A 19,079-nucleotide genomic window follows, 5' to 3' on the forward strand; every position below is an offset into this window, starting at 1 on the left:
CCACCAATGACTGGCTGGGGGCTTGAGTTGCCATTGCGATTGCTGCGCAATCGAGCGGGAGCAAGCTCCCTCGCCACGAACATCTAGCTTTCATCGATAAAGGGCGTCCCCGACGCCCCCGATTTCAACCCAACTTCACGTTCATGGTGATCTGCGCCGTGAATACTTTCTTGCCCTGCGCATCATGAATGTCCACCGGCACGACCTTGTCGCCTTCGGTCTGCCAGTCCACCTCGTCGCCGTTCGCGACCGCCGTCACGTCGCTCTTGGCCTTGGCCAGGTATTGCACGGTCATGCCTTTGGGAATCCACCGGGCGCCGTCGGGGATGGAAACGTTGGTCATCATGCCAGCGGCGAGCTCGGCGGCGTTGCACATGGCGATGGCGTGGACGGTGCCCAGATGATTGGTGATTTCCTTGCGAAACGGCACCTGCACGGTCGCCGCGCCCTGGCGCAACTCTGTGACCAGCGGGTTGATAGTGGAAAAGTACGGTGCCATCTGACAGGCCATTTTGCTGAAAGCATCCGGACCTGTGCTGTTGAACATACCGAGAACCTGATTCATGTGAAGCCTCGCTGACAAGTGGGGTTACGGAATAGTGTTCTAATACAGAATAATATTCTGTAACGGAACGGTATTCTGTCGGCGGCGAATCTGTCAAGCTGTGCCAACTTCTTCACGGGCAGCCAGTGCCCGGTCCCATCCAAAAAACCGGTTATGCCAAGCATGGAAACAGCAGATCTACTCGAACGCGCCTTCCCCGGCAGAAGGGCTGAACTCAAGCGCGATATCTTTCGTAAGGCCCTGGCGCTGTTCAACGAGCAGGGCATCGAGGCGACCACTATTGAAATGATCCGCACCGAATGCCAGACCAGCGTCGGTGCCATCTACCATCATTTCGGCAACAAGGAAGGCTTGGTGGCGGCGCTGTTCTTCACCGCCCTGGACGATCAGGCGCGTTTGCGCGAGCAATATCTGTCCGAAGCAACCACCGCCGAGCAGGGCGTGCAGGCGTTGATCTATAGCTACGTCGATTGGGTGGACAGCCAACCCGAATGGGCGCGTTTCCAGTATCACGCGCGCTTTGCGGTGACCAAGGGACCGTTCAAGGACGAACTCGCCAGCCGCAACACCTCACGTAACGGTCAGCTTTGGCAGTGGTTGAGCGCGGCAGAGCAGGGCGAGGCGCTCAAGCGCTATCCCGCCGAGTTGATGTTTTCGTTGATCATCGGCGCGTCTGAAAGTTATTGCCGGGCATGGCTGGCGGGGCGGGTGCCCTCCAGCCCGAAGGCTCACCGGGCGCTACTGGCGCAAGCGGCGTGGCGCTCAATCAGCGGCGACTGATTGATCACAGCGGGCAGCTCCATAATTCCACGGCTGGTCTTTGCGCGTCGGGCGGCCCCAGCCAATGGGCCATCGGCTGGCAATGGCCGTCATCGCACAGCTGATAATCCCCGGCCTGGGGGGTACGGCCGAGCCTCAACGGTTGCAGGGGCGGCAGCGAGCGATGGTATCGCCAGCTGCCGTTCTCCAAGCGTGCGCCTTCGGGAATTTCCATCCCAGCGCCGTTGCCCTTGACCCTGGCCTCACCCAGGATCAGGCCCTGTTCGCTGACCCGGTAATCCTCCTCCCAACGGATCTTCTCGATGGTGTGGTTCCAGGCCAACGTAAACTCGCTGAGTTCAAGTTGTGCCCAGACCACGCCGGACAAGCCCAGGCACAAGCCAATCACGCCAAGGCTCGCCCGACACGCCGGGCGCGCCAGAGGTGTTGCCCGATCAACAGCGCACCCAGGGCGAAGCCGATTTCATCGGTCAGCGGCAGGGCAACCACCAGCAATGCACCGGCGGCGAAGCACATCAGACGCTCCCAAATGGGCATTTTCTGTTGCATGTAACCGGTAGACGCCATGCCCCATAGGCCGATTGCCAGCAACGTCTTGACCAGCATGTAGGCAGTCATCCACAGGTTGTCGCCCTGGAGCATCAGCGCCGGGTTGTACACCGTCATGAACGGAATGACGAAGCCTGCCAGGGCGATGCGCACCGCCCAGAAGCTGATTTTCAGCCCGCTTTCCCGGGCAATGGGCGCGGCGGCGAAGCAGGCCAGGGCCACGGGCGGGGTCAGGTCGGCGAGGATGCCGAAATAGAACACGAACATGTGCGACACGATCAGCGGCACGCCCAATTCCAGGAGCGCGGGCGCTGCAATCGAACTGGTGATGATGTAGTTCGGAATGGTCGGGATGCCCATGCCCAGCACCAGGCAAGTGAGCATGGTCAGCAGCAGCGACAGGAACAGGTTGTCCTTGCCGATCGCCAGGATGTAACCGGCGAAGGTGGACGCCACGCCTGTCAGCGACACCACCGCGATGATGGTGCCGACCAAGGCGCAGGCGATCCCCACCGGAACGGCGTGCCGAGCGCCGTCCACCAATGCGTGCAGGCAGATGATCAGGGTTTCCCGAGTGCCTTTCATGAACCAGCAAGCCACCACCAGCACGCCGATCACGGCGAACACGATGCCGATGCCCATCCGGAAGAATCCGACGCACAGAATGCCCAGCGCGACCCAGAAGGCGCAGCGCAAGGCGTAGCTCGAGACTTTGAGGATGATCGCCGAGCCGAGAATCACGATGGCCGTCAGTGCCAGCCCGACCATGCCGGAAAACAACGGCGTGCGTCCGGAAAACAGCAGGTACACCAGCACCCCCAGCGGGATCAGCAGGAACCAGCTTTCCTTGACCGCGCCCCAGGCGCTCGGGCATTGATCCTTGGGCAGGCCCTTGAGGTCGGAGCGCTTGGCTTCCAGGTGAACCATCCAGAACACCGAGCCGAAATACAGGCACGCCGGGATCAACGCGGCCTTGGCGATTTCCACGAACGGCACGTTGATGGTCTCGGCCATGATGAACGCCACCGCGCCCATCACCGGCGGCATGATCTGGCTGCCCATGCTCGACGTCGCTTCCACGCCGCCGGCGAACGCCGCCTTGTAGCCAAAGCGTTTCATCAGCGGAATGGTGAACTGCCCGGTCGTCACCACGTTGGCGATTCCCGAGCCGGTGATGGTGCCCATGAGCGCCGATGACACCACCGACACCTTCGCCGGACCGCCAAGCTTGTGACCGAACAGGCCCATGGCGAAATCGGTGAACAGCTTGATCATGCCGGCCTTTTCCAGGAAGGCGCCAAACAGGATGAACAGGAAAATGTAGGTGGCCGATACGTAGGTCGGCGTGCCGTAGAGCCCTTCGGTGCCGAAGGACAGTTGGTTGACGAGCTGATCGACGCCGTAGCCGCGATGGGCCAGGTCGCCTGGCAGGTGTTCGCCGAACAGGCCATAGGCCAGGAACAGGCCGCAGATGATCGGCAGCGCGATGCCCATCACTCGCCGCGCCGCCTCGAACACCAGCACGATCAGGACGACGCCGACGACCATGTCGGCAGTCGTCAGGTCGCCGGAGCGCTGGATCAGGTCGGCCTCGAACACCCATTGATAGAGCGCCGTGGCCATCCCCGCCAGCCCCAACGCCCAGGCCAGGGGTTGCCATGGCCTTTGCTTGCCGTGGGCCGGGTAGCTCAGAAACACCACCCACAGCAGAAAGCCCACATGCACCGCCCGCAACACAATGCTGGAAACCGGTGAAAAAGCTGCCGTGATGATTTGAAAGATGGAAAACAGCAACGCCACGTAGAACAGCGTCTTGGGCCAGTCCCGCGGGTCCGTGGCGATGCCGTGCTGGTCTTCACTCATGAGATGCCTGCCTGTTGTCGACTTGCGGATGCGAAACGCAATGCTGCAACGGCGCCGAGCGCCGTTGCAGTCCAGGGGCTATAGCGCGCCCACTTCCTTGTAGTAGCGCTCGGCACCAGGGTGCAGGGCGATGGGCAGGTTTTTCGCGGCGTTCTTCAGCGAGATGTCCTTGGCCGCTGAATGGGAGGTGCTCAGGCGGGTGAGGTTGTCGAACATCAGCTTGGTCATTTGGTAGGCCACCTCATCCGGGACATCCTTGTGTGTCACCAGGATATTGGTGATGGCCACGGTGGGCACGGCCTCAGCCTGGCCGTCGTAGGTGTTGGCGGGGATCATCGCGCTCTGGTAGGCCGGGTTGCCGATTTTTTCCACCACGTCGGTGGGAATCGACACGTAGTTCAGCTTCATCGTTGACGCCAGGTCACGAATCGCCGCCATGCCCAGGCCAGAGGATTGCAGGGTGGCGTCCAGTTGGCGGTTCTTGATCAGGTCGACCGACTCGGCGAAGGGCAGGTATTGGACCTTCATGTCGTCGTAGGTCAGGCCGGCCGCCTTGAAGATCGCCCGGGCGTTGAGTTCGGTGCCGGATTTAGCCGCGCCCACGGAGACGGTTTTGCCCTTGAGGTCTGCCAGGGTCTTGATCCCCGATTCCTCGCTGGCAACGATCTGGATGTAATTGGGGTAGGCGCCCGCAATCGCTCGCAGTTTGGTGAGCGGTGCCTTGAAGCCGGCATCCTCCACGCCGTTTTTCGCATCGGCGACCGAGTCGCCCAAGGCCAGCGCCAGCTCCCCGCGCCCGGCTTGCAGCAGGTTGAGGTTCTCCACCGACGCCTTGGTGGCCTGGACCGACGTTTTGGAGCCCTCGATGCCGCTGCTGTAGATCTGTGAAAGCCCGACCCCGATCGGGTAATACACTCCGCTGGTGCCCCCGGTCAGGATGTTGATGAACACCGGTGGAGCCGCATGAGCGGCGGTGGTGACCGCCAAGGCTGCGGCGGCGGCCAGGAAGGTGAAGCGCTTGTTGACTCGCATTGGGAACTCTCCGTCTTGTTATGGCTTTATGCAGAGTCCCCCCACTGTAGTCGAAACGTGCTTGATGGCGAATAGGCAGTTAACGGTATGTCGGATTAAACAGGGTGGCTGCCTGGGGCCGCGCTGCTGCCGCGCACGGTCAGCTCGAACGGTAGGCGCACGTGTCGCTGGGTGATGGGCTTGTTCTCGATCAAGGCGATCAACATGTCCACCGCTTTCTGGCCGAAGGTTTCGGCCGGTTGGGAGATGGTCGTCAACGGCGGGTCGCAATACGCGGCAAACGGAATGTCGTCAAAACCCACCAGGGAAATATCCTCGGGCACCCGCAACCCCGTCTGCTTGATGCGCTTGAGCGCGCCGATGGCCATTTCGTCGTTCTCGCAGAACAGCGCGCTGGGGCGTTCGGCCAAGGCGAGCATTGTCCCGGCTCCTTCGTAGCCGGCCTTGAGAGTGAAATCCCCGTGGCAGATCAGTTCAGGTGCAAGGGCGATACCGGCGTTGCGCAGGGCGTCCTGGTAACCGGCCACACGGTCCAGGGTCAGAGGGCTGCTGCGCGGGCCTTTGATGATGCCGATGCGCCGGTGGCCAAGCCCGATCAGGTGCTCGGTCATGGCGCGCGCCGCGCTGCGGTTATCCAGGCTGATGGTCGGGTAGGGCGCGTCCTTCACCACTTCGCAGGCGTTGACCAGCGGTAGCGCGTCGGTGCCGGGAGGCAGGGAGACGAAAGGGTCGCCGGCGCGCAATTGGATCACGCCGTCGGCCTGATGGGCGTAGACCAGGGCAGCGAATTCCTGCTCGATGGCTTCGCGGCCCTGGGTGTCGCACAGCAGCAGCCGATAACCGGCCGCTTGCGCCGCTTGTTGGGCGCCGCTGATGACGCGGGCGAAAAAAGTGTTGGCGATTTTCGGCACCAGGATCACCAGGTTGCCGGTACGTCGGGAGCGAAACTGCACCGCCATCAGGTTCGGTCGATAACCGGCTTGCAGCACGGCTGCGTTGACCTTGTCCCGCGTCTGGGGCAGCACCCGCTCCGGGGACTTGAGTGCTCTGGACACGGTTGCCACCGACACGCCGGCCAGCCGGGCCACTTCACGAATATTGGACAAATTCACCTCGATTCGGCGCCTTGAAAACAGGCATGACCGCGAGCTTACCGCAGGTTCGATAGCTGACAAACGCTCATCGGCGATGCAAGGGGTTTGACACGGGGCAAAACCGAGCCTAGATTCCCGTCATGATGTAACCGGTTACATCAACGATCCGGACAGAAGAGAGTCGCGATGAATCCTGTAGCACCCAAAATAAGAATGGGCTTCGTTGGCGGTGGGGAGGGTGCGTTCATCGGCCAGGCCCATCGCCAGGCGGCGGGCCTGGACGGCGGTTTCGAGCTGGTGTGCGGCGCGTTCAGCCGCGACCCTCACAACAATCGACAGACCGGTGCGGCCCTGGGGCTCGCCGCGTCCCGTTGTTACCACGACTGGCAGCAGATGCTCGACGCTGAAGCGTTGCTGCCGCTGGACCAACGCATGGAATTGCTGGTGATCGTCACGCCCAATCACCTCCATGCACCGATTGCCAGCCAGGCGTTGAAAGCCGGTTTCCACGTGTTCAGCGAGAAACCCGCCGCGCTGAACCTCAAGCAGTTATTGGCCCTCAAGGACGTGTTGCAAGGCAGTCGTTGCCTCTACGGCCTGGCCCACACCTACCTGGGTTATCCGATGGTCTGGCAGGCCCGTGAAATGGTTCGCTCAGGCCTGATCGGCAAGGTGCGCAAAGTATTCGTCGAGTACCCCCAAGGCTGGCTCAGCCAGGACGTCGCCGCCCAAGGCAACAAGCAGGCCGAGTGGCGCGATGATCCGGCCCAGTCCGGGTTGGGCGGTTGCATCGGCGACATTGGCACCCATGCTTTTTCCCTGGCGGAGTTCGTCGCGGACCAACCCATCCAGCAACTCTGCGCCACCCTGGGCACCCATGTTCCGGGGCGGCAGTTGGACGATGACGCAGCAATGCTCTTCAAGATGAAGGACGGCGCCACCGGCGTGTTGCTGGCCAGCCAGGTCTGCACCGGCGAAGAAAACCCGCTGAAGATCCGCGTCTATGGCGACAAGGGCGCGCTGCAATGGCGCCAGGAAGAGCCGTCGAGCCTGATCCACCGCGCCTTCGACCAACCGCTGCGCATTCTGCGCGGGGGTGTCGGCCAGCCTTGGCTGTGCGAGGCGGCGACTCAGCGCATGCGTCTGCCGGCGGGGCATCCGGAGGGTTATCTGGAGGCGATGGCCAATCTGTACGGCGATTTTGCCCGGGCCATTCGGGCGCGGGTGGAAGGCCCGGACGTTCCTGGCGTACCCGGCATCGAGACCGGTTTGCGCGGCATGGCGTTTATCGAGGCGGCCCTCATCAATCACCGGGGCGACACAAAGTGGACCGCGCTGGAAACCGGAGAGTCGCAGCTGTGAATACACACGACCAAACACCAGGCGGCCTGCGCGGGCCGGCGATCTTCCTGGCGCAGTTCATGTCCGATGAAGCGCCGTTCGATACCCTGGCGGACATCGCCCGGTGGGCCGCCTCGCAAGGCTACAAGGCCATCCAATTGCCGACCCTGGGCACGCGTTACATCGACCTGGCCCGGGCCGCCGAGAGCCAGGATTATTGCGATGAACTCACGACCACCTGCGCGGCGGCCGGCGTCGAGATCAGCGAGTTGTCGACGCACCTGCAAGGGCAACTGGTGGCGGTGCATCCGGCATTCGACGCGCTGTTCGATGACTTCGCCCCGGCCCACCTGCGCGGCCAGCCCCAGGCGCGCACCGAGTGGGCCATCGAGCAATTGAAACTGGCGGCTCGCGCCAGCCAGCGCCTGGGCCTCAAGGCCCACGCGACGTTTTCCGGAGCTTTGTTGTGGCCCTACATATACCCGTGGCCGCAGCGGCCCACAGGACTGGTCGAGCAAGGTTTCGCCGAACTGGCCCGGCGCTGGCTGCCGATCCTCGACTGCTTCGACGCGGCCGGCGTGGACCTGTGCTACGAGATCCACCCTGGCGAAGACCTGCATGACGGCGCCTCGTTCGAGCGCTTCCTGCAAGCCGTCGATCATCACCCACGGGCCGCCATTCTCTACGACCCCAGCCACCTGCTGCTGCAACAGATGGACTACCTGGGCTTTATCGACCGCTACCACGGGCGCATCCGGATGTTCCACGTCAAGGACGCCGAATTCCGCCCTGACGCCCGCTCCGGTGTCTATGGCGGCTACCAGGGCTGGGTGGACCGCCCCGGCCGGTTCCGTTCCCTGGGCGATGGGCAGATCGACTTCAAGGCGATTTTCAGCAAGCTGACCCAATACGGCTTCGACGGCTGGGCGGTTCTGGAATGGGAATGCTGCCTGAAGGATTCGCAACAGGGGGCGGCCGAAGGCGCGGCGTTTATCCAGCGGCACATGATCACCAGGACGGCCAAGGCGTTCGATGATTTTGCCGGGGTCACGGCGGATGAGGCATCCAATCGGCGGTTGTTGGGGTTGTCTGGGTAACGGCTGATCGCAGAAGCCTTGTGGCGAGGGAGCTTGCTCCCGCTGGGTGGCGAAGCCGCCCCAAATACAATGTTCCAGGCAGACCGCGTTGCCTGGTTTTACGACTGCTGCGCCCGAAGCATTGGACCGGCCGAGCGGGAGCAAGCTCCCTCGCCACAAAAGCAGGCACAAAAGCAGGCCACAAAAAGCAGGCGGCAACAGCAGCGCACGACTTTGTTTCAACAAAAACAACAACAAGACGGTGACGGTCATGACGACGATGTACGCACGCCTCAGTACGATGATGTTCCTGCAATTCTTTATCTGGGGTGGCTGGTTCGTCACCCTCGGCACGTTCCTGTCCAACACCCTGGGCGCCAGCGGCGAGCAGGTCGGCAGGGCCTTCGCCACCCAGTCCTGGGGCGCGATCATCGCGCCGTTCGTGATCGGCCTGATCGCCGATCGCTACTTCAACGCCGAGCGCATCCTGGCGGTGTTGCACCTGGTGGGCGCGGTCTTGTTGTACCGGTTGTATTCGGCGGAGGATTTCAGCGCGTTCTACCCGTTCGTGCTGGCTTATATGGTGATCTACATGCCGACGTTGGCCCTGGTCAATTCCGTGGCCTTCCGGCAGATGCGCGACCCCGCGCTGGAATTCTCGCGGATTCGAGTCTGGGGCACCCTCGGTTGGATCCTCGCCTGCGTGGTGATCAGCTATGCGTTCGCCTGGGATTCACGCGAGTCGATCTCAGCGGGCGGCCTGCGCAATACTTTCCTGATGGCCGCGGTCGCTTCGCTGGTCCTCGGGCTCTACAGCTTCACGCTGCCCGCCACGGCACCGCTCAAGGAGCAGGCGAGCACCAGCGGCATCAAGCAGTCCCTGGGGCTCGATGCGTTGGGCCTGCTCAAGGATCGCAGCTACCTGGTGTTCTTCATCGCCTCGATCCTGATCTGCATTCCCTTGGCGTTTTATTACCAGAACGCCAACCCGTTCCTGGCCGAAACCGGGATGACCAACCCGACGGCGAAAATGGCCATCGGGCAAGTCTCCGAGGTGCTGTTCATGTTGCTGTTGCCGCTGTTCATCCAGCGCTTCGGCATCAAGTTGGCGTTGCTGGTGGGCATGCTGGCGTGGGCGTTGCGCTACGTGTTGTTTGCCTATGGCGATAACGGTGAGCTGGCATTCATGCTGTTCATCGGCATCGCCCTGCACGGCATCTGCTACGACTTCTTCTTTGTCTCGGGGCAGATCTACACCGACGCCAAGGCGCCCAAACACCTGCGCAGCTCGGCCCAGGGCTTGATTACCCTGGCGACCTATGGCGTGGGGATGTTGATCGGTTTCTGGGTGGCGGGGCAGGTGACCGATCACTTTGTCGTGGCAGGCGGGCACGATTGGAAAAGCATCTGGCTGTTCCCGGCCGGTTTTGCGCTGGTGGTATTCGTGTGTTTCCTGCTGACCTTCAGTGGTCGGCAAGGGGTCGTGGCACCGTCCGAGGCATGAGCAAGGGCAGAACGTCAGTCACTTGTGACTGACGCTCAGCTTGGTGTACGTCACTTTCCCGCCTTCGTTGGAGTAACCCTTGTTGTCCAGCGTGTAGACGCCGGCCTTGAAATAGAAGTCGTAGCCGTACCAGGACTTGTCGAGCTTCACCTTTTTGCCACTGTTGCCGATCAGCACCGAGAGCTGGCCTTGCTTGTCCATCTGCAGCGTGTAGGAGAAGGACTTGTTCAACGGAACCTTGGGCACGGTGTAGATCACCGGGCTTTTCTTGTCCTTGGGCTTGACCCGGTATTCCACGTCAATGTTGCCGGTGCCCTTTGCATAGCGGTAAACCAGTTTCAACAACGGCGTCGGCGCATTCTTGGCGTGAATCTGCGCCACCACTACACGGCCTTCCGAAGGCACCTGGTTGACCGTCAATTCACCCTTGAGGGTGTTGACGCCACTGTTGTAGCGCCAGTTGCGGTGTTTCCCGTCCCGGCTGGTTTCCCGCAGTTCTGAGCGCGGGTAATCGCTGTTACCGGTATGAGAGCCGGTGACGGGGGCCCAGAAGACAATCCTCTGGCCGTTATTGTCGAAATACTTGTTTTTCAAACTCGGCATGGCTTTGGTCGCCACGACCTGCGCGGGCGTTTGCACCGGCAGGGTGACGCTCCAGACCGTCACGTCAATCATGATGAAACCCTCCAACGGGACCGGCCGCTATCTGGCGGCCGTCAAGACAAAAAACAGCCTTCCGTGGCGTAGTCTTGATGTTATCGACGAGGGCGTGTTTCGCTGGAGGCGTACCTGACGGATGGCTCTGTGATAAGCCCCTCAGGCCGAAAAACCGGGCAGGTTATCCTGTGTCATTTTGTTGCTGATCGGGTAGAGTACGCGCCGCCCGAGAGATGGATCCCGGGCGTTTTCCCATGGAGCGTCAAATGAACCACCTCAGCAAAGTTGTCGCCTGCGCACTGTTTGGCCTGGTCCTGGCGGGTTGCACCGGCACCCCGATGAAGACCCAGCAATACGACAGCAGCCAATACACCGTCGTCGGTCACAGTGAAGCCAAGGCCACCGGCCTGCTGCTGTTCGGCGTGATCCCGATTCGCCAGAACAACCGTTTCGTGCGCGCCCAGAACGCAGCGATCCAGGCCAAGGGCGGCGACGCCATGATCAACACCCAAGTCCAGGAAAACTGGTTCTGGGCCTGGGTCCTGACCGGTTACACCACTTCGGTTTCCGGTGATGTGGTCAAGCTGAAGAACGTTCAGTAAACCCAAGCGTTAAAGGTAGGCGAGCTTACCTGTGGCGAGGGGATGAATCCCCTCGCCACAATAGCCCCCGATCATGCCTCCTCTTTCAGCGTCCTCCCACCACCATGTGACTGAACGGCGCCACATACGCCTGCAATGTCACCAATCCGCCCACCAGAATCGCCAGTACCACCGAGTGGAAAAACACGTAGCGCAGGATTTCTCCTTCGTGGCCGTACCACCGTGTCGCGGTGGAAGCGACCACGATCGACTGGGCGTCGACCATCTTGCCCATCACCCCGCCTGAACTGTTCGCGGCAGCCATCAGCACCGGGCTGATCCCCAGCTGTTCCGCCGTGACCCGCTGCAGACCGCCGAACAGCACGTTGGAAGCGGTGTCCGAACCGGTCAGCGCCACGCCAAGCCAGCCCAGTAGGGTGCCGAACATCGGATAGAAGATGCCCGTCGCGGCGAACGCCAGGCCCATGGTGGCGTCCAGGCCCGAATAACGCGTGAGGAAACCCAACGCCAGCATCGCCACGATGGTGATCAGCGAATAGCGCACCACCCAGAGCGTTCGCAGGTATTGGCGCACCAGTTGCGGGATGGAATAACCCATCAGCAAGCCTCCCACGATTGCCGCCAGGAAGATGCCACTGCCGGTGGCGGTGAACCAGTTGAACTTGTAGACCGCTTCCTCGGTTTTAGGCTGGGGCACTACGGGCGGGACTTTTTCGATCTGTTGGTGGATGGTGCCGAAGGTCAACAGCGGCGAGAAGATCGGATTCGCCTCGCGCATCGGCTTGCCTTGGGGGTCGAGCCTGGCCGATTGCGTCTGCGGGTCGATGGCCGGGCGGGTGTCGAAAATGTTCTTGAAGCCCTGGGTGCCCCAGGCGAATACGAACACCGTGAGGATGATCCACGGCATCCAGGCGCGCAGCACGGCGGGTCGAGCGTCATTGGAAAACGCGGCGCTGGCCACTGGTGTTTGTTGTTCGCTGGCGTCAATCTTCGAGTCGTCGTGCCGGCCGGTCAGCGCCGCCGAGGTGTGAATCGTGGCCGGTTTCCAGATTTTGAGAAAACCGGCCAGGCAGGCCATGGATATCAGCGCGGCAATCACGTCCACCAACATCGGCCCGTGGTAGTTCGACACCAGAAACTGCGGAATAGCGAAGCTGACACCGGCCACCAGGATTGCGGGCCATACTTCAAGCATCTTGCGCCAGCCGGCGAACGCCCAGATCAGCCAGAACGGTACGATCACCGAGAAGAACGGCAATTGTCGGCCGACCATCATCGACAGCTCCATCTCATCCAGGCCGGTGACCTTGGCCAGTGTAATGATTGGGGTGCCCAGCGCGCCGAAGGCCACGGGAGCGGTGTTGGCGATCAATGCCAAGCCCGAAGCGGCCAGCGGCGAAAAGCCCAGCCCGATCAGGATCGCCCCGGTTACCGCCACCGGCGTGCCAAAACCCGCCGCGCCTTCGAAAAACGCGCCGAAACAAAAGGCGATCAACAGCAACTGCAAGCGGCGGTCATCGGTGATGCGCGCCAGGGAATCCTGCAGGACCTTGAACGAACCGTTCTCGGTGGTCAGTCGGTGCAGGAAGATAATGTTGAGCACGATCCAGCCGATGGGCAGCAGCCCGTTGGCCGCGCCATAAAGCGCCGCTGAACCGGCCATGTCGGCGGGCATGCCGAAGGCGAAAATCGCGATGAGCAACGCCGAGGCCAGGGCATACAGCGCCGCCAGGTGTGCCTTGACGTGAAAGAACGCCAGGGACGCCAGCATCACCACCACCGGGACCGCCGCCAGGAACGTCGACAGCACCGCATTACCGAAGGGATCGTAGACTTGTTGCCAGACCATGTTCCACCTCTGCTTTTTATTGTTGGAAGCGCAGGCCCCGGGGGGATTGGCAGAGAAGTATAGGCGGGGATCGGGGGACGGGATTGGAACCTGTTGGCCCCGCCTACCCATTGTGGGAGCGAGCTTGCTCGCGATGGCGGTGGGTCAGTTGGAAGTAATGCTGACTGTGCCACCGCCATCGCGAGCGGGCTCGCTCCCACAGGGTTTCGGGGGAGGGGGCTATCGCGCTTCGACGTTTTCCAGCGCGCGGTTGGCGAGCATCGCGCCCAGTTCGATCAACTGCAGGATGCCCAGGGCAACGTGTCGTCGCGAGCCGTCCAGGTCGAACGCCAGGTCGTTGATCATGGCATCGGCCGAGGCGAGGGTTTCGCTGAGGTTGGCGAGCAGGGCTTCGGTGTCGATGCCTTCATTCACGGTGAACAGCCGGCCTGGGTCAGTTTTCGATTGGCTGGACTTGGGCTTGAGGTAGAAGTCGAGGGCGCGGTCGGCGGCTTCGTCTAAGTCTTTCGAGTCGGCTGGATCGGTGTCGGGAGGGTTGGGGGTTACTTTGAACATAGTGAAGTTCTCATGTGGAATTTAGAGAAGCTTTCGCCCTCGCTACCAAACGAAGGGTGGCGGCCATACGAAGGTTGGTAGACCGGTCCACATGAACACCGGCGCGCCCGAAGACGCCCTACGCATGGCCACCATTGATACAGATGCGCAAGGGCACCTCAAAAGTGAAGCTGTGCGTCATGTAGAAGCCGGGCTACCAAACCCGATCGCTGATGTTCAGCGACCGAGCAACAGTAAAGCCCGGCCCCAAGGCGCACAAGCCGGCGGATTCTGGCGTAGTTGTAGGTAAGGGCGCAAGGCGACGTAGCCCGAACCCGAAGGATCCTACAATCGAATAAACACAGCCCTCTGTAGGCTGAAAAGATGGGTTAACACAGAACCCGCCACAAAAGCACCTCGCTTGTTTGAGGTCTGCCGCTCAGCCCTTCGCCGCCATCGCCGTCACTTCCACCCGCATCCCTTCAACCGCCAACGCCGCCACGCCGACAGCCGCGCGCACGGGCCAGGGCTTGGCAAAAAAGCGTTTGTAGACTTCGTTGAAGGCCGCGCGGTCGGCCATGTCGGTGAGGTAGATGGTCAGGTGCAACACGCGGTCCATGGAACTGCCGGCGCGTTCCAACGCGGTCTTGAGTGCCTGCAACGTGCATTCGCTCTGCGCCGTGATATCGCCCAGTTCCAGGCTGCCGTCGGCGCGGGTGGGGATTTGCGTGGAAACCAGCAGGCCGCCGAAGCCGGCGACGTCGGATGAGATGGAGTCCGTGTCCGGGTCGGGAGTGAACGTGATGTCTGGGTTCGCCATGGAAGTCTCTTGCTCGTAAAAGAAAAAAGGCCAGTCACTTCAAAGCGACTGGCCCGCCAGTTTAGCGCCGATTATCGAGCTGTCAGCGATTTCCGCAACTGGGTCGGATAACGGTCACCGGCGACCCTGGACCATCCGCTTGGCGGTCAGCACGTGCTCCAGTTGCGGTTCGTCGACGGCCACGTGTGCGGCCATGTGTCGTGCCTGTTCCCAATCCAGGTCAGGGCGCAACCACTGGAGGGCGTTTTCGCCAGTGAAGGCCAGCAGTCGCTGCTGTTGATTGGCTATGTCGCCATAAGTCACCAAGGCCAGCCCGTCGCAACCGTTGGGCGTTTCACTGGCCTGGGCCAGGGCGGCGAGAAAGATGGGCGACGACTGCCGCGAAGTCGTATAGCTCAGGCGGTTGGCCTGGGCGGGCGCGATGGTGTCCGAGGCGGCTTCATACCAGCCGTCCACCGCTACCAGGACGCGGCCGTCGCGCTTGATCCGGTCAAACACTTTGGAGCGCATCACCAGGTGCAAGGGCAGGTGGGTCAAGGGCGGCATCGTGCCCATCGACCAGACGGGCGACCACCCCCAGCGCACCTTGATGCTTTCCAGGCGCCCGCCACGGTTGCGGATGGCGCTGACCTGCATGTTCGGCTTGATCACGCTTTGTCGGTCATGAAGCGCGGGAGCCGTCGCGGCGTGAAGGCTGTCGGCGGACAAGCTTGATTGGTTGGCGCCGAAGGGCTCGCGCTGGGCAAAGAACGCCAGGGAATCCTTGGAAGAAACAGGCTGAACGAAACATTCACACATCGCGAAAACTCCAGGCAGATTTGTACGACACCCCCCGCCGTGAAAGCCCTCGGACCGCTTCGTTTGCGGTGGGCTGCGGCGGTGTTATGTACCTCCGAGCCGGCGCGCCAGCCCTTGGTTCGAAAATCCTTGTCGCGACCTGATGAGCGGAAAATCAAGCGGCATTTCATCCACTTATGCGACCGCTCATCGTCTGCGTGGAGAGCTGCGCATTTCTCCAGGGTCGTTCGTTTTGTGCCCCAGCGCCGTTGCTTCGACGGTGCTTCGCGTGGCCTCTGATGAAGGAGATCGACCCATGACCAAAATCGATAATCTGCTGGATAACAAAGGGACGCCCCTCGACAAGCAGACCTTTACCTGGCGTGAGCTGGCCGGCAAACCGATCAGCAAACTGGACGACGATGCGTTCACCCGTGTGCGGGTGATATTGATGAACGGCGTCGAGTCCGACGCCCTGCGCCTCAAGCATTTCGGTGCGCGTTTCCACAAGGAGCTGCAGCTGCCCCTGGCTCAGGTCAGGCGTGCCGAACACCATCAGATGACGGCCATCAACTGGTTGCTGTCGGCGGATCATTCCCCCCTGGAAACCACCGTGGCCTACGAACAGGTCGCCATCGAAGTCACCGCCGCGGTGGCCCAGAACGAGCCGGATCCTTACCAGGCGCAGACATACCGCTTCGGTTTGCTGGAAGATTTCGACCACCTCTACCGTTACGCCGCGATGCTTGATCGCCTGGAAGGCAAGGACGCCAATAACATCCTGCAAGGCTACACGGACATCGTGCCCGGCCGGCCCACCAGCGAGCACCACCGCGCCCCCGGCGATGACCTTCGAGACAACTACCAGAAGGACAGCGCCGCACTGATCACCAAAATCCATGCCGCGCTGATTACCGGCGCGGAATACCAGACCCACGATTACTACATGAACATCGGCCCGCTGTTCGCTGACCCGGTGGCACGGGCGTTGTACGCCGAGATTGCCTCGGTGGAGGAACAGCACGTCACCCAGTACGGCTCGCTGCAGGACCCCAGCGAATCCTTCATGGAGAAGTGGCTGGTGCATGAGGCGATGGAGGTCTACACCTACGCCAGTTGCGCCGAGCAGGAAGAAAACCCGCGCATCAAAGCGATGTGGGAACGCTTCCTCGACTACGAACTGGGCCACTTGAACCTGGCCTGCGAGTTGTTCAAGAAGCACGAACGGCGCGATCCCGCCGAAATCCTGGCCGGTCCGCTGCCACGCATGATCGCCTTCAAGAGCCAGCGCGATTTTGTCCGCGAGACGTTGTCCCGGGAAGTCGACCTGCGCGCCCATGGCATCGACTACGTGCCCAAGGAGCGCGAAGCCCATGCGTCCCTCGACTACCGCGCCCAGCTCAACAGCGAAGGCGTGCCCGCCAACATCGCCTCGGCCGGCTACACCTTCAAGCCCGGCTCCGAACTCAACCCAGTGGGAGAACAGCAATGAGCGAACGCCAAGTCACCATCGGCATGAATCGTACCGGCACCCAGATGTCTCCCGAGGACACGGCTCGCCAACTGGAAGCCACCCGACTGTTCCCGGCGGACGTGCCTGGCGACATCAGCGACTACACCGCCGAACGCGAGCGCGCCATTCGCGAGGCCGACCTGATAGGCTCGGTGCCGGCGCCAGGCTCGGTCAAAGGCATGGTCAAGACCGCGTTGGACAAGACCATCGGCAAGGCGCCGGAAGTGTTGCTGGACAAGCTCGGCGAACGCCTGGCCTTCGAGCGCACCGGCGTGAGGCTGTATGAGGCGATGGTCGCCAAGGCCACGTCCGCGCCCGGTGCCGACCCAGCATTGGTGGAAACCTTGCGTCAGATCCAGGCCGAGGAACTGGAGCACATGAACATTGTGCGCGAAGCCATCGAAACCCTCGGCGGCGACCCGACGGCCATGACGCCTTGCGCGGACGTGGCGGGCGTCAAGGCCATGGGCGTGCTGCAAGTATTGACTGACCCACGCACAACCGTCTCGCAATCGATGAGCGCGATCCTGACCATCGAACTGGAAGACAACGCGGCTTGGGAACTGCTGATCGAGCTGGCGCACAAGGGTGGTCATCCGCTGATCGCCAAGCGCTTCGGCCATGCGCTGGAACAGGAGGAAACGCACTTGGCCACGGTGCGCAACTTCATCAAGCAAGACCTGCTTGCGCAAGTGAGCTGAGCTTGCTTGTAACTGGCTCCACCCTGGTTGACCCGGGGTGGGCCGCTGGTTCGAACTTCAAAAGGACAACCGCCCGTGAGTGAAACCGACCTTGAGATGGAATTGAAAGCCTGGCGGCTTTTGCTCGAAGACGACGCGTATCGCCTGGACTTTCCCGAGGATTATCGCGACACGCTGATTCGGCGCGCCGATGAATTGGTGTTGCATCAATTTATCAGCCTGGAGGACTGGCAACTGCTCAAAGATGCGGCCGATCAGGCGTATCAGCAGACCGTGGAGATGCTTTCGAGGAACCAGCGCGATTGTTTGAATGTGAAGGGGATGCGGTTGCCTGGTGGCTGAATGCGAGGGCCTCGTCGCGAGCAGGCTCGCTCCCACACTCGTCCTTCAGCAGCAGCGCAACCGACGTCAACACTGCCCCCTGTGGGAGCGAGCCTGCTCGCGATGAGGCCGGTACATCCAGCATATACCTTCACTGAAACCCCGCCATCGTCGGATCGCCGCACGGAGCAGGCTCGCTCCCACATTGGATCTCCCCATTTGGATTCATCCCTGTTCAACACTCGGCCAGACCACCTCCTTGCGCTCGGCCCGAGGGAAGTTCAGGCACTGCCAGCGCCAGGCATCCTCCAGCATCCGCTCAAGCCCATGACGGGCGCTCCAGCCCAGTTGTTCGGCGGCCTTGCCAGGGTCGGCCCAGCACCGGGCGATATCGCCCGGGCGACGCGCCTCAAAGGCCAGCGGCACCGTCTCACCGGTCACGCGCTCGAACGCGCTGACCACCTCCAGCACCGAATAACCACGCCCAGTGCCCAGGTTCCAGATGTGTACACCGGTCTGCCCACGCAGAAACTCCAGCGCCCGCAGATGTCCCTCGGCCAGGTCTACCACATGGACATAATCCCTGATCCCCGTGCCGTCCGGCGTCGGGTAGTCGGAACCGAATATCCGCAGCACCTCCCGCTCACCGTTGGCTACCTGCAACAGGTACGGCAAAAGGTTGTTGGGCGTCTGCGTCGGCGTCTCTCCCAGTAGGCCGGAGCAATGGGCGCCGATGGGATTGAAATAGCGCAGCAGGCCGATGGACCAACGAGAGTCCGAATTCGCGGTGCAACGCATGACATGCTCGGCCATCAGCTTCGACTGGCCATAAGGGTTGGTCGGCTGTCCCGTTGGGCAGGTCTCGGCGATGGGCATCTGTGGGCAATCGCCATAGACCGTCGCCGATGAACTGAACACCAGGTTGAACACCCCGGCTTCGGCCATGGCCTGGCACAGCGTCACGCTGCCACTGACGTTGGTATCGAAATATCGCAGCGGCTCGCGCACGCTTTCGCCCACGGCCTTGAGCCCGGCGCAGTGAACGACGGCTTCGATGGGGTATTCCTTGAACACGTTATCCAGCGCCCGTCGGTTGCGCACGTCGGCATAGACAAAACCGGGCTCGCGTCCCGTCACGTCCGCAATGCGCTGCAGTGTCCCCCGGGAGCTGTTGCAGAGATTGTCCAGGATCAGCACCCCGTTGCCCTGGTTCATCAACTCGACCGCCACATGGGCACCTATGTAGCCCGCACCACCTGTTACCAGAATCATCACTCAATCCCTCTCGGTTGTCCCTGTCCTGATGTCTCATGGGCGAGACACTCGGCGTTGATCGGCGGTCTCGCTTCGGCAGTGGTGCGCGTGGGAGACATCAGCCTGTTCTGTTGAGTGTGGTGGTGTGCGTCAGGAGTTCAGAGCAGTTGACTGATCGGTGCGTGCAGTTTGTCGGCTGGCTTCAACAAGTTTTGGAACGGCTTTGGAACCGGTTTTCTCCAACGTC

At 61.8% G+C, this 19,079-nt stretch carries 19 protein-coding genes; 8 read left to right on the plus strand and 11 right to left on the minus strand.

Translation table 11 applies throughout. The features are described from left to right. Positions 1-124 precede the first annotated feature (124 nt). Complete coding sequence (locus tag J3P76_RS09745; RefSeq protein WP_434701788.1) at positions 125-565, minus strand: hotdog fold domain-containing protein; 441 nt, start codon at positions 563-565, stop codon at positions 125-127. 162 nt (positions 566-727) lie between these two features. Between J3P76_RS09745 and J3P76_RS09750 the strand changes: the two genes are divergently transcribed. Continuing rightward, the gene (locus J3P76_RS09750) at positions 728-1,345 is read left to right on the plus strand and encodes a TetR/AcrR family transcriptional regulator (RefSeq protein ID WP_434701789.1); all 618 of its coding nucleotides are present in this window, start codon (positions 728-730) and stop codon (positions 1,343-1,345) included. 4 nt (positions 1,346-1,349) lie between these two features. On the opposite strand, the gene J3P76_RS09755 is transcribed toward J3P76_RS09750, so the two are convergent. From J3P76_RS09755 to J3P76_RS09770, 4 genes are all read right to left on the minus strand, one after another. Continuing rightward, on the minus strand, positions 1,350-1,733 hold the full coding sequence (locus J3P76_RS09755; protein ID WP_434606512.1) for a DUF1850 domain-containing protein: 384 nt from the start codon (positions 1,731-1,733) through the stop codon (positions 1,350-1,352). After that, positions 1,730-3,757, minus strand: coding sequence for a TRAP transporter permease (locus J3P76_RS09760; RefSeq protein ID WP_434606510.1), 2,028 nt, complete (start codon positions 3,755-3,757; stop codon positions 1,730-1,732). Before J3P76_RS09760 ends, J3P76_RS09755 begins: the two co-directional genes overlap by 4 nt. A gap of 78 nt (positions 3,758-3,835) precedes the next feature. Further along, positions 3,836-4,789 carry a TAXI family TRAP transporter solute-binding subunit gene (locus tag J3P76_RS09765; protein WP_434606508.1) on the minus strand — a complete coding sequence of 318 codons (954 nt, stop codon included), beginning with the start codon at positions 4,787-4,789 and terminating at the stop codon, positions 3,836-3,838. 95 nt (positions 4,790-4,884) lie between these two features. Further along, positions 4,885-5,895, minus strand: coding sequence for a LacI family DNA-binding transcriptional regulator (locus J3P76_RS09770; protein ID WP_434606506.1), 1,011 nt, complete (start codon positions 5,893-5,895; stop codon positions 4,885-4,887). A gap of 174 nt (positions 5,896-6,069) precedes the next feature. Here J3P76_RS09770 and J3P76_RS09775 point away from each other — a divergent pair, with 174 nt between their 5' ends. The 3 genes from J3P76_RS09775 (at position 6,070) to J3P76_RS09785 (ending at position 9,804) form a co-directional block, all read left to right on the plus strand. Then, entirely contained in the window at positions 6,070-7,245 is a 1,176-nt protein-coding gene (locus J3P76_RS09775; protein ID WP_434606504.1) for a Gfo/Idh/MocA family protein, read from the plus strand. After that, the gene (locus J3P76_RS09780; RefSeq protein ID WP_434606501.1) at positions 7,242-8,321 is read left to right on the plus strand and encodes a sugar phosphate isomerase/epimerase family protein; all 1,080 of its coding nucleotides are present in this window, start codon (positions 7,242-7,244) and stop codon (positions 8,319-8,321) included. The genes J3P76_RS09775 and J3P76_RS09780 overlap by 4 nt, the downstream gene beginning before the upstream one ends. Before the next feature lie 250 nt (positions 8,322-8,571). After that, positions 8,572-9,804 (plus strand): nucleoside permease, encoded by a 1,233-nt coding sequence (locus tag J3P76_RS09785; protein ID WP_434606498.1) that lies wholly within the window; start codon positions 8,572-8,574, stop codon positions 9,802-9,804. Between the two features lie 18 nt (positions 9,805-9,822). Here the strand turns inward: J3P76_RS09785 and J3P76_RS09790 are convergent, their stop codons facing one another. Next, complete coding sequence (locus tag J3P76_RS09790) at positions 9,823-10,479, minus strand: polysaccharide lyase family 7 protein (protein WP_420765906.1); 657 nt, start codon at positions 10,477-10,479, stop codon at positions 9,823-9,825. A 248-nt stretch (positions 10,480-10,727) separates the two neighbouring features. Between J3P76_RS09790 and J3P76_RS09795 the strand changes: the two genes are divergently transcribed. Beyond that, positions 10,728-11,063: a hypothetical protein gene (locus J3P76_RS09795; protein WP_420765907.1), complete on the plus strand. Its 336-nt coding sequence runs from the start codon at positions 10,728-10,730 to the stop codon at positions 11,061-11,063. Between the two features lie 85 nt (positions 11,064-11,148). Here the strand turns inward: J3P76_RS09795 and J3P76_RS09800 are convergent, their stop codons facing one another. The 4 genes from J3P76_RS09800 to J3P76_RS09815 all read right to left on the minus strand — a co-directional run bounded on the left by J3P76_RS09800 (position 11,149) and on the right by J3P76_RS09815 (position 15,064). Next, positions 11,149-12,912, minus strand: coding sequence for an L-lactate permease (locus tag J3P76_RS09800; RefSeq protein ID WP_434559547.1), 1,764 nt, complete (start codon positions 12,910-12,912; stop codon positions 11,149-11,151). Positions 12,913-13,131: 219 nt separating this feature from the next. Continuing rightward, positions 13,132-13,467 (minus strand): DUF6124 family protein, encoded by a 336-nt coding sequence (locus tag J3P76_RS09805; RefSeq protein WP_434559545.1) that lies wholly within the window; start codon positions 13,465-13,467, stop codon positions 13,132-13,134. A 418-nt stretch (positions 13,468-13,885) separates the two neighbouring features. Beyond that, entirely contained in the window at positions 13,886-14,266 is a 381-nt protein-coding gene (locus tag J3P76_RS09810) for a RidA family protein (protein WP_420765910.1), read from the minus strand. Positions 14,267-14,380: 114 nt separating this feature from the next. Next, positions 14,381-15,064 carry an SOS response-associated peptidase family protein gene (locus J3P76_RS09815; protein ID WP_434701790.1) on the minus strand — a complete coding sequence of 228 codons (684 nt, stop codon included), beginning with the start codon at positions 15,062-15,064 and terminating at the stop codon, positions 14,381-14,383. A 295-nt stretch (positions 15,065-15,359) separates the two neighbouring features. Between J3P76_RS09815 and J3P76_RS09820 the strand changes: the two genes are divergently transcribed. The 3 genes from J3P76_RS09820 (at position 15,360) to J3P76_RS09830 (ending at position 17,599) form a co-directional block, all read left to right on the plus strand. Further along, complete coding sequence (locus J3P76_RS09820; protein WP_434676266.1) at positions 15,360-16,535, plus strand: hypothetical protein; 1,176 nt, start codon at positions 15,360-15,362, stop codon at positions 16,533-16,535. Continuing rightward, the gene (locus J3P76_RS09825) at positions 16,532-17,257 is read left to right on the plus strand and encodes a ferritin-like domain-containing protein (RefSeq protein ID WP_420765913.1); all 726 of its coding nucleotides are present in this window, start codon (positions 16,532-16,534) and stop codon (positions 17,255-17,257) included. The genes J3P76_RS09820 and J3P76_RS09825 overlap by 4 nt, the downstream gene beginning before the upstream one ends. 75 nt (positions 17,258-17,332) lie before the next feature. Then, entirely contained in the window at positions 17,333-17,599 is a 267-nt protein-coding gene (locus J3P76_RS09830; protein ID WP_420765914.1) for a hypothetical protein, read from the plus strand. 204 nt (positions 17,600-17,803) lie between these two features. Here the strand turns inward: J3P76_RS09830 and galE are convergent, their stop codons facing one another. Beyond that, the gene (gene galE, locus J3P76_RS09835; RefSeq protein WP_420765915.1) at positions 17,804-18,850 is read right to left on the minus strand and encodes a UDP-glucose 4-epimerase GalE; all 1,047 of its coding nucleotides are present in this window, start codon (positions 18,848-18,850) and stop codon (positions 17,804-17,806) included. Positions 18,851-19,079: the final 229 nt, after the last annotated feature.

Origin of the sequence: Pseudomonas sp. D1-36, assembly GCF_051132205.1 — a bacterium.
Lineage (GTDB): Bacteria > Pseudomonadota > Gammaproteobacteria > Pseudomonadales > Pseudomonadaceae > Aquipseudomonas.